18 protein-coding genes are annotated in these 13,902 nt (G+C 48.0%); 7 read left to right on the top strand and 11 right to left on the bottom strand.

The genetic code is table 11. The features are described from left to right. From BUB68_RS14470 to BUB68_RS14460, 3 genes are all read right to left on the bottom strand, one after another. The coding region (locus BUB68_RS14470) for a flavodoxin family protein (protein WP_143188185.1) at positions 1 to 263 on the bottom strand (263 nt) is incomplete at its 3' end. Between the two features lie 128 nt (positions 264 to 391). After that, the gene (locus tag BUB68_RS14465; RefSeq protein WP_178139553.1) at positions 392 to 1,558 is read right to left on the bottom strand and encodes an alpha/beta hydrolase; all 1,167 of its coding nucleotides are present in this window, start codon (positions 1,556 to 1,558) and stop codon (positions 392 to 394) included. 134 nt (positions 1,559 to 1,692) lie between these two features. After that, positions 1,693 to 2,910: an MFS transporter gene (locus BUB68_RS14460; protein WP_081372027.1), complete on the bottom strand. Its 1,218-nt coding sequence runs from the start codon at positions 2,908 to 2,910 to the stop codon at positions 1,693 to 1,695. A 115-nt stretch (positions 2,911 to 3,025) separates the two neighbouring features. Between BUB68_RS14460 and BUB68_RS14455 the strand changes: the two genes are divergently transcribed. Further along, complete coding sequence (locus tag BUB68_RS14455; RefSeq protein WP_073092899.1) at positions 3,026 to 3,913, top strand: LysR family transcriptional regulator; 888 nt, start codon at positions 3,026 to 3,028, stop codon at positions 3,911 to 3,913. 80 nt (positions 3,914 to 3,993) lie between these two features. On the opposite strand, the gene BUB68_RS14450 is transcribed toward BUB68_RS14455, so the two are convergent. The 4 genes from BUB68_RS14450 to BUB68_RS14435 all read right to left on the bottom strand — a co-directional run bounded on the left by BUB68_RS14450 (position 3,994) and on the right by BUB68_RS14435 (position 6,857). Then, the gene (locus BUB68_RS14450) at positions 3,994 to 5,133 is read right to left on the bottom strand and encodes an alpha/beta hydrolase (RefSeq protein WP_073092896.1); all 1,140 of its coding nucleotides are present in this window, start codon (positions 5,131 to 5,133) and stop codon (positions 3,994 to 3,996) included. 148 nt (positions 5,134 to 5,281) lie between these two features. Next, on the bottom strand, positions 5,282 to 5,506 hold the full coding sequence (locus BUB68_RS14445; protein WP_073092893.1) for a hypothetical protein: 225 nt from the start codon (positions 5,504 to 5,506) through the stop codon (positions 5,282 to 5,284). Positions 5,507 to 5,543: 37 nt separating this feature from the next. Continuing rightward, a complete protein-coding gene (locus BUB68_RS14440) occupies positions 5,544 to 6,419 on the bottom strand; it encodes a DUF5131 family protein (RefSeq protein WP_081372026.1) in 876 nt (291 codons plus the stop codon). Positions 6,420 to 6,425: 6 nt separating this feature from the next. Continuing rightward, on the bottom strand, positions 6,426 to 6,857 hold the full coding sequence (locus tag BUB68_RS14435; protein WP_073092890.1) for an Rrf2 family transcriptional regulator: 432 nt from the start codon (positions 6,855 to 6,857) through the stop codon (positions 6,426 to 6,428). A 120-nt stretch (positions 6,858 to 6,977) separates the two neighbouring features. Between BUB68_RS14435 and BUB68_RS14430 the strand changes: the two genes are divergently transcribed. The 5 genes from BUB68_RS14430 (at position 6,978) to BUB68_RS14415 (ending at position 9,828) form a co-directional block, all read left to right on the top strand. Continuing rightward, the gene (locus BUB68_RS14430; protein WP_073092888.1) at positions 6,978 to 7,829 is read left to right on the top strand and encodes an SIR2 family NAD-dependent protein deacylase; all 852 of its coding nucleotides are present in this window, start codon (positions 6,978 to 6,980) and stop codon (positions 7,827 to 7,829) included. Further along, the gene (locus BUB68_RS14425) at positions 7,826 to 8,656 is read left to right on the top strand and encodes a protein-ADP-ribose hydrolase (RefSeq protein ID WP_073092885.1); all 831 of its coding nucleotides are present in this window, start codon (positions 7,826 to 7,828) and stop codon (positions 8,654 to 8,656) included. The genes BUB68_RS14430 and BUB68_RS14425 overlap by 4 nt, the downstream gene beginning before the upstream one ends. A 99-nt stretch (positions 8,657 to 8,755) precedes the next feature. Then, the gene (locus BUB68_RS14420) at positions 8,756 to 9,175 is read left to right on the top strand and encodes an NAD(P)H-binding protein (RefSeq protein ID WP_371914879.1); all 420 of its coding nucleotides are present in this window, start codon (positions 8,756 to 8,758) and stop codon (positions 9,173 to 9,175) included. Continuing rightward, on the top strand, positions 9,154 to 9,375 hold the full coding sequence (locus BUB68_RS15880; protein ID WP_371914878.1) for an NAD(P)-dependent oxidoreductase: 222 nt from the start codon (positions 9,154 to 9,156) through the stop codon (positions 9,373 to 9,375). The genes BUB68_RS14420 and BUB68_RS15880 overlap by 22 nt, the downstream gene beginning before the upstream one ends. Before the next feature lie 96 nt (positions 9,376 to 9,471). Further along, positions 9,472 to 9,828, top strand: coding sequence for a cupin domain-containing protein (locus BUB68_RS14415; RefSeq protein WP_073092882.1), 357 nt, complete (start codon positions 9,472 to 9,474; stop codon positions 9,826 to 9,828). A gap of 143 nt (positions 9,829 to 9,971) precedes the next feature. Here the strand turns inward: BUB68_RS14415 and BUB68_RS14410 are convergent, their stop codons facing one another. The 4 genes from BUB68_RS14410 to BUB68_RS14395 form a co-directional block, all read right to left on the bottom strand. Beyond that, positions 9,972 to 10,469 (bottom strand): SH3 domain-containing protein, encoded by a 498-nt coding sequence (locus BUB68_RS14410; RefSeq protein WP_073092878.1) that lies wholly within the window; start codon positions 10,467 to 10,469, stop codon positions 9,972 to 9,974. A gap of 11 nt (positions 10,470 to 10,480) precedes the next feature. After that, entirely contained in the window at positions 10,481 to 11,260 is a 780-nt protein-coding gene (locus BUB68_RS14405; protein ID WP_256626001.1) for a C39 family peptidase, read from the bottom strand. A gap of 384 nt (positions 11,261 to 11,644) precedes the next feature. Further along, positions 11,645 to 11,893 (bottom strand): YdbC family protein, encoded by a 249-nt coding sequence (locus BUB68_RS14400; protein ID WP_073092875.1) that lies wholly within the window; start codon positions 11,891 to 11,893, stop codon positions 11,645 to 11,647. Positions 11,894 to 11,895: 2 nt separating this feature from the next. Next, complete coding sequence (locus tag BUB68_RS14395) at positions 11,896 to 13,527, bottom strand: AAA domain-containing protein (protein WP_073092872.1); 1,632 nt, start codon at positions 13,525 to 13,527, stop codon at positions 11,896 to 11,898. 108 nt (positions 13,528 to 13,635) lie between these two features. On the opposite strand from BUB68_RS14395, the gene BUB68_RS14390 reads away from it, so the two are divergent. Then, the coding region (locus BUB68_RS14390; protein ID WP_073092868.1) for a transposase at positions 13,636 to 13,902 on the top strand (267 nt) is incomplete at its 3' end.

Genomic DNA, 13,902 nt, shown 5'->3' with positions numbered 1-13,902 from the left:
TAATAGACCGGCGTTGCCAGAACGACCACATCCGCCTGACCGATTTTAGCCGTGATTGCATTGGCATCGTCGTTTATCACACACTGCATGGTCTTTTGGCAGGCCAGACAGCCTTTGCAGAAATTTATAGTCTTATCCCGCAGGGTAATCTGCTCCACCTCGTGTCCTGCCTCCCTGGCACCTTCAGCAAAAGCCTTGGCCAATGCCTCAGAATTGCTGTTCTTTCTCAGGCTCGTGGAAATGATCACTACTTTCTTGCTCATATTCTCTCCTCCATACACATTATCCTCTTTTACTCTATCACTTGGAGTATACTCATAGTCAAGCCATATAATACAAATGCCGCCCAGCAAATTCTTGCACGATTTCGCAGGGCGGCATTTCTTGCTTTTTACTTCAGGTTCTTATCAAAGAAGGCAAACAGCTTGTCAAACGGAATCTTATCCATCTGGTCATAAAGGTCTACATGGGTAGCACCAGGAACGACGATTTCTTCCTTCTCCCCTTTGATGGCGGCATAGACATTGTCGGAGAAATACTTGGAATGCGCCTTGTCCCCGGTAATCAGCATGACCGGCGTCTTACCCAACTCATCAATATTGCTCATAAGCTTGAAGTCAAAGAAGCCATACGGGGTTACCGAATCCCAGGCCAGCTTATTGGAGTTGATGGCGCGCGGATGGAAGGCACGGCCTACATAGTAGCCAAAGAAATCCTTGATGACAGGGCTGGCATCCGCAGGCAGTTTATCCGGGAACATGGTATCAAAGGTTTCCACATTGCCCTTGGAATCTACGCCCAATTCATGTGCACCACGGATGGCCTTGCCCGTTCTGGCCTCTTCATTACGCATCTTAGCCAGATGCTGTTTCACGATCTCCCGCTGTTCCGGCGTGTAGTAAGCACCATTATAATGGTCGCTGATGCTTTCACTCATATCATACATAGCTGAGGTTGCTACGGCCTTGATGCGGCTGTCGCTGCCAGCGGCAGTGATGGCCATGCCGGACAAACCACAGATGCCCATGGCCCCCACCTGATCCGGGTTCACGAATTGCAGATTGGAAACGAAATCCACAGCGGCATGGTAGTCTTCCGTGAAGATTTCCGGGGAGCCCATATTGCGGCGGCTGCCACTGCTCTCACCTGTGGTGGAAGGATCAAAGGCTACGGCCACATAACCATGCTTGGCAAATTCCTGTGCATAAAGTCCGGAGGACTGCTCCTTCACCGCGCCAAATGGTCCCGTAATCACGACCGCCTTATATTTCCTGCTGGCATCAAAATCCTTGGGCAGATACATATGGCCGGCCACTTCAAAGCCAAAGCGGTTTTCAAACTTCACATTCTTGGCTTCGATTGACTTGTCAATCTTGAATACGCGGGTGTCATTGTCCAGCTCGCTGATCGAAGAACGCTGCATCTGCGAAGCTGTTGCCAGTGCTTTAGCCGGTGTTGCTGCCATCGTCACATCACTCCCCATAATCCCAAAGGACATCACACCTGCCACCAAAGCTGCCAAAACCATCTTCTTGTTTTTGCCAATTTTCTTCATCATTTCGTTTCTCTCCTTTACATCACTTACATCTTTTAACATTTAGCTTGATTTCATTATAGCGATTATGTTTTTGAATTACCAATACTTATAAAAAATACATCACTATGCTTATAGAGCATACAAAATATCATCTATTACTGCTCAGTCTGAACCATCAGCTGCGGATTGCTGCGCTGACGATAACACTGCACCCAAACCGTCAAGGCCGCCAGCAGGCAGAACAACAAACCGCCCAGCACCACATATTGCGTCCCCCAGGCATCAATGAACTGACCGCTGACCGTTGTCCCCAGCATGCAGCCCATATTGGCCGCCGTCAGAAAGAGACCATTGGCAAAGTCCGGGGCTTCCGGGGCGGCACTGGCAATCCAATACTGATTGATATTGGCATTGATGCCCCCCAGGATTCCCCAGAGTACCACTATAAGTCCCATTACCGGCCAAATGCTGCCACCGCCCAGCAGGGCAATATAGATTACCGCAACCGCCAGCGGAAAGATTTTGACCACCATCAACGGCCGCACGGTCAGCAGATTTCCCGCCAGCATACTGCCGCCAACATTGCAGAGACCATAGACTAACAGCAATATACTGATCAAGGAAGGTGCAATACCGGAAACCACACCCAGATACTCCGCCAGATAATTGAATACACCGAAAATCGAACCATTAAGGAAAATCACCGCCGCAATCGATGCCCAGACCATGGGCTTTTTCAGCACGGCAAGCTGCTCGCCATAGCCCAGCTGTTCCTTGACCGGCATCGAAGGCATAAAATATAACGTGGCCAACATGACCAGCCAGGTGGCCAGAGCAAAAAACGCCATCGAGAACGCCAGACTGAACTGCTCCGCCAAAAAATTGCTGATGGGCACCCCCGCCACCATACCGGCGGCTACGCCCATATTGATTTTTGCAATCATCTTTGGCTCTTCACCGGTCTTTGCCAGCCCTGCCGCCACCGTAAAGGCCATAGCGCAGTAAACCGGATGGAAGAACGCCGGCAGCACCCGCACGGCCAAAAGCACATAGAAATTTTCGGCAAAGACAGCAATCGTACTGCAAACGGTAAACAGACCCAAAATAAAGACCATAACCCACTTGCGATTAAAGCGGGACATAAGTAGCGGCATCGTTGGCCCCGCCACGGCCACTCCCAGCGCAAAGAGACTGATGAGCCAGCCTGCCTGCACCACCGTCACCTGATAGTTTTCGGCAATATAAGGCAGAATGCCGATAAAGCCCATTTCCGTATTCAGGATACTAAAAACACCAGTGGCCATGATAAGCAGAAGCAGCTGTTTGTTTATCCCTTTTTCCTTCTCCATAAGTTCACGTCCTTTCAATCCCATTATAAATTCTCCACATATGCAATACCAATACTTATACATAATCATTACCTATGCTTTACAGTAATAGATTTTCATAGTATTATAGAGTCAAATTCAGACCAAGGAGTTGAATATCATGGAACTGCGGGTTCTCAAATACTTTCTCACCGTGGCACAGGAAGAGAGCTTTTCCCGGGCAGCGGAAAAGCTGCATCTGTCCCAGCCTACGTTATCCCGTCAGCTAAAAGATTTGGAAGACGAGTTTGGCAAACAGCTGCTGGTCCGTGAGCCACGGCGCATCCTGCTTACGGAAGACGGGCAGCTGCTGCGCCGCCGGGCAGAGGAAATCCTTTCGCTGGTGGACAAGACCACCGGAGAACTATTGCGCAATGCAGAAATCAGCGGCGATATCCGTATTGGGGCCGGAGAATCCATACATTTCGGACAGATCATGGAAGTAGCCCAGCGTTTGCGCCAAAAACATCCCGGCCTGCGTTTTCATATCGTTACCGGTGACGGCAGCACCACCATGACACGACTTGACCGCGGCCTGATTGACTTTGCCTTTGTCTACGGCAAGCTGGACCCGGCTAAATATCAGGAACTGCCCCTGCCTGTCCGCGACCGCTGGGTGCTGTTCTTGCGCGCAGATGATGAACTGGCGCAACAAGATACCATCCGGTCAGAGGATTTATGGCACCGCCCTTTGCTTTTCTCCCGGCAGACTCTTTCGGCCAGTACCCATGGCGATGAACTGCTGAATTGGCTGCAAAAGCCTCTGGCCGAACTAAACATCGCCGGTTCCTACACCCTGCTCTACAATGCCACCCTGATGGTCAAAGAGGGCATGGGCTACGCCATCTCCTTTGATGAACTCATCAACACCACGGGCACCAATCTCTGCACACGCCCTCTGGAGCCTGCCATTTTTGCCGAGCCCTCAATCGCCTGGAAGAAAAATGCCGTCTTTTCCAAAGCCTCCCAAGCATTCCTGGCGGCACTGCAGGAAAGATTTACCCTCTGACGCAAAATATCCCCCCGCAAACCTAAATCTTTGCAGGGGGATTCCTTTTGGGGAAGTTTTTGTCATGGGGAAATTGGGGATTATTTCAAGTTAGCCTGAAAGAAGGCTGCTAACTTGTCAAAGGGGATTTTGGCTTTGTTATCGTAAAGATCGATATGGGATGCACCGGGGACGATTACCAGTTCCTTGTTGTCCCCCTTCAGTTTCTTGAAAGCATCCTCACCAAAATAGCGGGAATGAGCCTTCTCCCCATGAAGCACCATTACGGCACTCTTGATTTCATCTGCATAGGAAAGAATCGGCATATTCATGAACGAAAGTGCTGTAGTCTGGTTCCAGCCGCCATTGGAGTTCAGGGAACGGGGATGGTAGCCGCGCTCCGTCTTGTAATAGGTGTAGTAATCCTTCACAAACCAGGGAGCATCATCGGGCAAAACATCCGGCACGCCGCCAGCATTCTTGTAGAAACCGTTTTTATAATCCTCTGTACGCTGGGCATTCAGGGCTTCACGATTGGCATAGCGTTCCTTTTTCAAGGCCGCTTCGTCCTTATCCTTATCGAAATAGCCATTGGCCATCACCCGGCTCATATCGTACATAGTGGAAGCCACCGTGGCCTTGATGCGGGTATCATTGGCCGCAGCATTGATAGCCATGCCGCCCCAGCCGCAGATACCGATGATGCCGATGCGGTCTTTATCCACATTCTCCTGGGTAGAGAGGAAATCCACCGCCGCTGAAAAATCTTCGGTGTTGATGTCCGGCGAAGCCACATAGCGGGGCTGGCCGCCGCTTTCCCCGGTAAATGACGGGTCAAAGGCAATGGTGAGATACCCCCGCTCGGCCATTTCCTGAGCATAAAGGCCAGAAGACTGCTCCTTGACAGCACCAAAGGGACCGCTGACCGCGATAGCAGGCAGCTTGCCTTTGCGATTCCGGGGCACATACATATCCGCCGCCAGCGTAATGCCATAACGGTTCACGAAAGTCACCTTGCGATGTTCAACTTTGTCGCTCTTGGGGAATACCTTGTCCCACTCCTGGGTGAGCTGCAATTTTTCGACCTTGATCATTCTGTCGCTTTTGACCTCTGCACTCTTCATGCCTGCCGCTCCTTTGTCTGCCGCCTCTGCGCCGTCTCCCATAAGGCCAAAGGACATCATCCCAGCCATAACCGCCGCCAGCAGCATCTTCTGCTTTTTGCCCATAAGTATTTTCATAGCCATTTCCTTTCTATCGCTCTACACGGCCTCTTTCCTTAACTGATTTCATTATAATGGCTATGCTCGTACATTACCAATACTTATATGTAATGTATTTCTATGCTTTTTTGTAATATATTCTCATCAATTTCCCTTTCGCACCGCATCAGCAGGAACTGCTTCCCAAAACCGGATGCTTTACCTGCCGCAAGGCCCGCACCCGAATGAGCCGCAGGGCTTCCGATAAGTCTACATCAGACCGCTGCCCATTGTTTTCGTAAACGCACAGGGGATCTTCCACGCCGATTTCACTGGCGGGCATATAAACATATTCGCAGGTGTTATTGTCACCAAAGATAACGCCTGTCTTTAATTCCGATATGGTAATCATTTATTTTGCTCCTATTCTGCTTCTTCTACTTGTACAGTTAATTCCCGCACTTGCCGCAATGGCTGCATCCATTGCATATCAATCTGCTGCCGCAGGCATGGCAATGCGGACCGTCATAGGCTGCTCGATAGCAATCCTCTGCTGTCACCGGAATGCCAATGGCATATCGCAGGTCAAAATGCATGGGCTTGCCCCTGAAATTCAGCCCAGCCTTAAAGGCCTGCTCCGCCTGTTTCTGCTTGCTATACAAGCGATAATGCTTGCCGTCTTTAATAAAATCTGAGCCGATTTCAATGAAGGAAAAGGATACATTGGCTTCCTGGCACTCTTCATGCAAAGCTAGCACCCAATCAAAGTTGCAAGGCCGTGACCCTTCATAGTTCTCGCCGCCGCAGATAACCTGCTCGATAAAGCCCTCCTCCAGATATGGCTTCAGGCTTACGCCACCAATCAAGGGAGCACACATCACGCCTTTGTGCTTGAAGGGCAAATCCCTGAGCAGCGGCAGCCTTCTATCGGCCATTTGCTGATTCTCACAGGTGACATTGAACCAGATATTTTCCCAGCCGCTGCCAAAGTCCCGGGGCAGACAGTCCGCCACCCGTTCCGGTCTCTTGGTCAGCAGATAGAAAATGACATCCGACCTCTGCCGCATGATTTCCCAGGCCTCGTCCCGCCATTTGTCCGCCTCTTCCAGAAAAAAATCCGAAGTCATGCAAACCCGGATAAGTTCGCCGCTCTTTACCTTATAGCTGCCATAGCGGTCTTTCTGCAAAGGGTAGGCAAAATTGTCCGTGCGATAAATGACGGAACCGTCCTTCCCTCTTTGCTTATCCAGCGTATACATATAGCAATTGGCACAGCCAGGACTGATTTTCCTGCAGCCATGCCATGGATTCCAGATGTCATGCATAATTTCTCACTCTGCCGCTTCTTTCGCCTCGATAGACGCCAATAAATCGGCAATGGTAACTTTCTTGAAATCGGCCAACATGTGCTGTCTGACCTCTTCGAGCCTATCCCCTAGCACTCCATGGATATTCCTGCCCACCGGGCACTTTGGATTGGGATTCTCCTGAAAATGAAATAGATCCTCGTCCTCTTCCACAGCCTGGAAGACATCCCACAACGTGATGTCTTGCGGGCTTTTTGTGAGTTTTGCCCCACCGACACCTGCTGCCACATCCACCAGGCCAGCGGCTTTGAGCTGGCCCAATGTTTTCCGAATAATGACCGGGTTCACATTGACACTGCTGGCCAAAAAGGTGGAAGTGGTCTTGTACTCATCCTTGAACCGCTCGATACAAAGCAATATATGTGTCGCTATCGGCAGACGAAACGAAAACTGCATGAAAAATCCTCCTAAAAGTCGTTGTATCTATTGACATTACAACAGTCATTGTATATAATCGTTGTAACATATTATATTACATCCATTTTAAAAGGTCAACAAAATCAAGGAGATGAGCGTATGTCTGCTGCTATCATAAGGCTGAAAACAGCCATAGAAAATGCCGAAGCCATTCTCGTAGGTGCCGGTTCCGGCTTCAGCACTGCTGCCGGTTACACCTACAGCGGCAAACGATTCCACCAGCACTTTGCCGACTTTATCGGGAAATACCATTTCGGGGATATGTATTCAGCGGGGTTCTATCCCTTTCCAACTCCAGAAGAAAAATGGGCCTATTGGAGCCGTCATATCTACTACAACCGCTATGACCAGCCGGAAAGTCCGGTGCATAAAGCCTTGCTGCAGCTGCTGCAGGGCAAGGACTACTTTGTCCTGACCACCAACGTAGACCATCTTTTCCAGAACAACGGCTTCGACAAGCAGCGGCTGTTCTATACCCAGGGAGACTACGGCCTCTGGCAGTGCCAGACACCTTGCCATCACCAAACCTATGACAATGAGGACACCGTCCGCCGCATGATAAAGGAACAGCGGAATATGAAAATCCCCACGGAGCTTGTGCCCCATTGCCCCGTATGCGGGGAGGAAATGGAAATGAACCTGCGGGCAGATGCTTCATTTGTGGAAGATGAGGGCTGGCACGCTGCTGCCGCACGTTACCATGATTTCCTGAGCAAGCATCAGACAGGCTCCATCCTTTATCTGGAGCTGGGCGTGGGCATGAACACTCCCGGCATCATTAAATTCCCTTTCTGGAAAATGACGGCGGCCAATCCTCAGGCCACATACATCTGCCTCAATAAAGGGGAGGCTGGCTCTCCCCATGAAATCAAGAGACAAAGCATTCTCATGGATGATGATATTGCCTCTGTCCTGCATGAACTCCTACGCGAAAGAAGGGAAACGCCATGAATACCTTAGAAAGAATCCAATACCTCAATACGATACTACTGGAGGAAATGCCCCAGTATAAGGCAGATGCCGCAACTTTTCCAGACGAAATTCACACCCAAAGACGGTTGCTGCGTTCCCTGATGAACCTGCGGCCCCCCGGTCCCATAACCGCTGACTTTCTGCGAGAACAGGACATCCTGTTGCAACAGGAAGCAACTATCAAAGGTGTGGTAAAGCCTAATGAACTGCCCAACATAGCAGATGAAACTTCCAAAGATATCACGCCCCAAGGTGCACCAGCCCATAATCTGATTCTCTGGCAGGGCGATATTACCCGTTTGGCCGCAGACGGCATCGTCAATGCGGCCAACAGTGCCATGCTGGGGTGTTTTGCTCCCTGCCATGGCTGCATCGACAACGCCATCCACTCGGCAGCGGGCTTGCAGCTGCGAGAAGCTTGTGCCCAACTGATGGAACAGCAGGGGCAGCCTGAACCTACAGGTCAGGCAAAAATTACTCCCGCCTATAACCTGCCCAGCAAATTTGTCCTTCATACCGTAGGCCCCATCATCCCAGCTAACCGCCAGCCCAACGTAGCAGAAGCCGAGCTTCTGGCCTCCTGCTATCGTTCCTGTCTGAAACTTGCTGCCCAGCACCAACTCAAAAGCATTGCCTTCTGCTGTATCTCCACAGGTGAATTCCACTATCCCCGCGAGGAAGCAGCACAAATCGCCCTGAATACTGTCAGCCACTGGCTTGCCTCTTCCGGCAGCGATTTGAAGGTTATCTTCAACGTGTTCAAGGATGAGGACTTGGCAGTCTACAAAAGCCTCTTAAAAATATAAAAAAACTTTTGTTGTAACTATTGACATTACATCCCAACGGTGTTATTATCCCATTGTAAGTAAGATTATTACAACTCAAATTTAATGGAGGAATGCAAAATGAATATCGCTGTTGTTTGTGCAAATGGTAAGTCCGGCAAACTCATCGTCAAGGAGGCCGTAGACCGTGGTCTTGATGTTACGGCTGTAGTTCGCGGTGAAAACAAGTCCGTTGCCACCAAGACAATTTCCAAAGACCTGTTCGACCTAACGATAGAAGACCTCAAGGGCTTTGATGTGGTAGTTGACGCCTTTGGTGCCTGGGCTGAAGAAGCACTCCCCCTGCACAGCAAGTCCCTGAAGCACCTTTGCGACATTCTGAGCAGCACGGACACCCGCCTTTTGATAGTTGGCGGTGCCGGAAGCCTGTATGTGAACAAAGAACATACCGTCTGTGTTTCCGATGCCCCCAATTTCCCGGATATGTTCAAGCCCCTTGCCACTAGGCTCTTGGCGAATTGCGTGAACGCAAAGATGTGAAGTGGACGTATATCAGTCCCGCTTGCGATTTCCAGGCCGAGGGCGAGCGTACTGGCAAATATATCCTTGGCAGCGAGGAACTGACCCTGAACCCTGCCGGGGAAAGCGTAATCAGCTACGCCGACTACGCCATCGCCATGATTGACGAAGCCACCAAGGGAAGCCATATCGGCGAACGCATTAGCGTGGTTAAAGCATAATAACTGACGATACCTCATCACGCCGCCTGCAAACATGACATAATAATCAACGCTCTCACAACGTTGTGATTAGCATAATTTTAGGAGGAAAATCAAATGGCAAATTTTAACAAAATCACTGTGGCAAGCGATGCAAGAACTGAACTGCATGACAAATTGAACCTGACGGGGGCAGAGATCAGCGTCAACAACCTGCCCGCTGGTGCTGGTGTTCCTTTTGTGCACTACCACAAGAAAAACGAGGAGATTTACTTCGTCACGGCCGGTAAGGGCACAGCTGTGATTGACGGGCAGACCGTAGAACTCGCAGCTGGCGATTGGCTGCGCATTGCCCCAGCTGCGCGGCGTCAATTCTCGGCAGCTGCCAATGAAGGCATCAGCTTCATCTGCATCCAGGTGCGGGAAAACTCCCTGGAGGAATATACCGCAGACGATGCTGAAGTAGAACAGTAAGATTAACCGTTATCAGATAGCAAAAGCCATCAATAAGCACAGATTGAGATATCTGCCTTATTGATGGCTTTATTTTTGCTATTAGTATTTCACTACGCCTCTAGCTGTATATTGCACGCTAAGGAAACCACCAGTTTCACGACTTATGAAAGATACTCAGCCAGTGCATAACCCAGATTTCCTTTGTAGTAAACATAGTAGTACCCGTTGCTGCCTGCTTTGACAAAGCGAACGTATTCCCCTAGCGGAATACGGGTAATCACCGCTGCATCCGCGGACGGTGCTGAACGCAGGTTTATCCACTCGTTACAGTTGGCCACACGGTATAACATGCAATGAGGAGTCAGATAGCTGTATAATGCATAACCCGTATTCCCATGATAGCGGACATGGGCAAATATCATCTTTTGATAGCAGGGATCATTGTCATCAATAATATTCACCATATCTCCAAGTGGTATCTTCGCGATGACGGGAGCATCTGTAGATGCATATGCCCGAAGGCTTATCCAGCTTTCACAGTTGACAACATACATACCACCATCCGTATTCGTTGCCCCCGTAGATGCGACAGTATAATTGGGCACAATCAACAGGCAAACCAGGAATACATAGAACCATATTCTTTTCATCTTATTCATAATCAATCCCCCTATTTTCCTACAGTATCAGCGTCCTTCGGATAAGCTATAATCCAAGGTTGATAGCGCTCCTTCTTAGGCAGCATGGAATGATCAAACCACATGGAGTAGAATTTTGTAGCATTGCCAGCGGTATATCCGTCCTGTTTATGGTCACAAGTATCGTAAGGATCTGCAAAAATAAGCATATCATCCAGCATTGACTTCGTTCCCATGTTGTCATAGCCAATAATAGTCCGCCAATGACCGCCCCACTCTATATTTTCCACCAGTACCGGTTTCCCATGAGCCAGCGATTCCAGGATAAAGGTACGGAAATCCTCATAGCGGCTAAGTTTATCGCTGTTCAGGCTGCTGCGCACCTCCCAGCCGATTGATTTAAAGAATTCAACCATATTTTTAAGCCCGGTACCAATCGGATACCCCTGGGTTTTCATGGCCTTTGCCAGGCTCATTTCATCATAATCCTTGTTTCCATACCAATAAAGCACGGTCAAGGCAGCGGCAGGGCCACAGGTATACTCTCTTGCCTGTTGATAGGTCTTATAGTGGGAAAGTACAATACGGCGTCCCGGGATACTTTCCATGTCGTAGAAATCCAGGTCTGTAAAATACGGTGAATCCTTATGATTGATTTCCGCTGGAGCAGATGAAGCACCTTCTGTAACCGTATCAAGCCCAGCCGGATAGGGAATCACCTTTTCTTCTGCCATCGTTGTGGAGGCCGTAAAACATAGCATACATACCAGCGGTAAAGCCTTTTTTGCGCTCATGCGAAACAAATCCACCATATCCACCACACTCCTATCCTCTTGTACACTTTTGAATTTCATCTCTCGATTGTATAATTCAATCTTCACCGTCTAAATACCTGCCTCACCTACGACAAAAGGCAATGCACATATTTCATGCATATTCATTCAGCCCCTCCCCCCTTCCCAAAGATTGAAACTGGCAGTTCATTGTAAGCTATAGCCACCGCTGGATTATCCTACGCATACTCTCCCTCAGCCCCTTGCCCCATAAGTTCGCTCCTTTGTCATAACAGGTGATTCCTCTTTGGACTGTGTCATACCCATTATGTGGGAAAAAGTATGCAAAATATCTTTTTCCCACTAGACAAACATCATATTGGCTTACCGTTAAAGCAAGGTTTTCCCTATATTCAGGATATTTTATTCTTCATCCAATAAAAGTATTTCGTTATCGATAAGCTCTTTTAGTTTCCTTAGTTCTTCTTCCGATAAAGTTACTCCCTTGCCCAATTTCTCATGATTAGGCCCCCAATTACGGATATCATACTTGGGATCTCTTCCATTCCAAATCACTCGATTAAATTCAAATCTCCAACCTTTTGTTCCCTCCGAAATAATGCCTAATTCGTTTGCTATTTCAAATTTCAATTCACTTTTCTCTTTTGGCATAGTTATTTGCTCCTTATACTAAAAAAAGATTTATTATCCGTCTGTATCATCCCACGTTTATTCCATGTAATGGTGTACTGTTCGCCTAAAATCTTTGCTAAATCAGCATCTGCATCTTTTGTTGTTATTACCCACAACACATTCATATCATGACTCTTATCAATTACTTGATACTTGTAGCTTATTAACAACTTAGCTGCGTCTTGCAAGCTTACAGGATACTGTTCCGATACACTTGAGAACAAGCTTGTCTGAGCATATACTTCACTATTTTTCTCTGCAACAATTCTGACCGAAGCCTGACTTTGATCATCATAGGATACTTTTGGCGTTGATTCCTCAGATTTATATGGTGATACGTCATTTAGCTCGACAGCCTTTATCATCAGTGTAGCTTCTTTACGTGCATCGTTATTCTCTGCAATAGATGCGTCTTTTTCCATACCATTAATAGCAGTATCTTTTTCCGTTTCTAATTCCGGATGTAAGAAAAGCACGGCTCTATGCTTTACCCGCTCCAAAAGCCCTGTCCTTTTTTCAGCATCAGAGAATACTCTCTCCATGGATTCAGGTTGTATGCCTAAAGAATCCAGCTCTACCACAACACGCTCTATCGTCTTATCCGGCTGTCTGAAATATTCACTTCCACGGATGCGTACAAATGTCCAGCCAATACGCTCCAAGATAGTCTGCCGTTCCATATCATTACGAACTTGAGCTGGAGAGCTATGATATCGGTCTCCATCACATTCAATGGCAACCTTTTTATCACCATAAACAGCAACCATATCAATTCGATAAGCGCCGACTTCCCATTGCTGTACAATATGATATCCACGAGTTTTCAAAGCCATTACAACCTGGATTTCAAACTCGGAATCTGCCAACGAAGTTACAGCGTCCTTCTGAACTACCAAATTATTGGGATCCAGCGCATATTCAATCAATCCTTTACGAATGTCTCCTGCTTTAAGATTCACATTATGGTCTAATGAATTGATTACCCAAAGCTGATCTCTAGCACGGCTAGCAGCTACATTGTAACGCTTACGAGTGGAATCTTGAACGCCAAATCCCTGAAGAGACAGTGGCGCCGCAGGATCTGTTGGACTATCTACCATACTTAAAAAGATAACATCTCGTTCATCGCCTTGAAAATTAGAGGAATCACCACAGAGGATACGTCTTTCTTCTCTTTCCCTGGCATCAATATCTTCATCCTGACTAATGAGTTTTTCGATTAACCTGGCTTGATCTGCACCCAAAAGGGAAATGACGCCAAAGGTCTTTCCATCATACTCAGGCTGCTCTATACAAGCCTTCATCAAAGCAACGATAGCTTTTGCCTCCGGTTCATTGATTTTACTTTTTCCACTGCGCATACCATCTGCCACACGATAGTTCACTACAGCAGGCAATAAATTGCTGCTGCTGGCCGATCTCAATGGCAGTATTTTCCCATCATACGAAAGCCAGTTACTGTAACCAATGATTTCCGGTACACAGCGGAAGTGCTCCTTCAGCATCAGTGGATGATACGTTGTCATGGCAATATCATAAATTGAGGTCTGAGCATCATACATCATAGCATTTGGAATATCCTGAGAAAGGTACATCTGTCGCAGATTTTCCATCTTATCCGCATCAATACCAACTATAATGGGCCCATGAATTCAGACCAGTACTGAAAATTTTAAGAGTGCATGATATAGTATAGGTAACGAAAATTGGAGGTTGCCATCATGCCAAGAAAAAAGTACACTGCTGAATTCAAGACCAAGATCGTCCTGTCGATTCTTCAAGGTGACAAGGAATTCAATGTAATCTGCTCTGAAAACGGCCTGAATCCAAACATGGTCAGAAAATGGAAGCAGGAGTTCCTACAGAATGCCCATCTCGCCTTTGGAGCAGACTCTGAGCGTAAGGCCGTTCAGAGGAAGGAGGACGACCTGAAGAAAAAGAATGACCAGATGCTAAGAACTATCGGTCAGCTTACGCTGGAACGCGAC

Origin of the sequence: Pseudoselenomonas ruminantium, assembly GCF_900142515.1 — a bacterium.
In the GTDB taxonomy this organism is placed as follows: Bacteria; Bacillota; Negativicutes; order Selenomonadales; family Selenomonadaceae; genus Selenomonas_A; species Selenomonas_A ruminantium_D.
The sequence above is the reverse complement of the archived record's forward strand: the minus strand, read 5'-3'. Positions and strand labels throughout refer to the sequence as shown.

What these genes read in the sequence shown, in the direction of transcription:
- BUB68_RS14450 (WP_073092896.1), bottom strand. Translation starts at nt 5,133, where the DNA reads ATGAAAATACTTATGGGCAAAAAGCAGAAGATGCTGCTGGCGGCGGTT.
- BUB68_RS14415 (WP_073092882.1), top strand. Translation starts at nt 9,472, where the DNA reads ATGGCAAATTTTAACAAAATCACTGTGGCAAGCGATGCAAGAACTGAA.
- BUB68_RS14410 (WP_073092878.1), bottom strand. Translation starts at nt 10,469, where the DNA reads ATGAATAAGATGAAAAGAATATGGTTCTATGTATTCCTGGTTTGCCTG.
- BUB68_RS14395 (WP_073092872.1), bottom strand. Translation starts at nt 13,527, where the DNA reads ATGGAAAATCTGCGACAGATGTACCTTTCTCAGGATATTCCAAATGCT.
- BUB68_RS14405 (WP_256626001.1), bottom strand. Translation starts at nt 11,260, where the DNA reads ATGGTGGATTTGTTTCGCATGAGCGCAAAAAAGGCTTTACCGCTGGTA.
- BUB68_RS14440 (WP_081372026.1), bottom strand. Translation starts at nt 6,419, where the DNA reads ATGCATGACATCTGGAATCCATGGCATGGCTGCAGGAAAATCAGTCCT.
- BUB68_RS14445 (WP_073092893.1), bottom strand. Translation starts at nt 5,506, where the DNA reads ATGATTACCATATCGGAATTAAAGACAGGCGTTATCTTTGGTGACAAT.
- BUB68_RS14425 (WP_073092885.1), top strand. Translation starts at nt 7,826, where the DNA reads ATGAATACCTTAGAAAGAATCCAATACCTCAATACGATACTACTGGAG.
- BUB68_RS14460 (WP_081372027.1), bottom strand. Translation starts at nt 2,910, where the DNA reads ATGGGATTGAAAGGACGTGAACTTATGGAGAAGGAAAAAGGGATAAAC.
- BUB68_RS14430 (WP_073092888.1), top strand. Translation starts at nt 6,978, where the DNA reads ATGTCTGCTGCTATCATAAGGCTGAAAACAGCCATAGAAAATGCCGAA.
- BUB68_RS14465 (WP_178139553.1), bottom strand. Translation starts at nt 1,558, where the DNA reads ATGATGAAGAAAATTGGCAAAAACAAGAAGATGGTTTTGGCAGCTTTG.
- BUB68_RS14420 (WP_371914879.1), top strand. Translation starts at nt 8,756, where the DNA reads ATGAATATCGCTGTTGTTTGTGCAAATGGTAAGTCCGGCAAACTCATC.
- BUB68_RS14400 (WP_073092875.1), bottom strand. Translation starts at nt 11,893, where the DNA reads ATGCCAAAAGAGAAAAGTGAATTGAAATTTGAAATAGCAAACGAATTA.
- BUB68_RS14455 (WP_073092899.1), top strand. Translation starts at nt 3,026, where the DNA reads ATGGAACTGCGGGTTCTCAAATACTTTCTCACCGTGGCACAGGAAGAG.
- BUB68_RS14435 (WP_073092890.1), bottom strand. Translation starts at nt 6,857, where the DNA reads ATGCAGTTTTCGTTTCGTCTGCCGATAGCGACACATATATTGCTTTGT.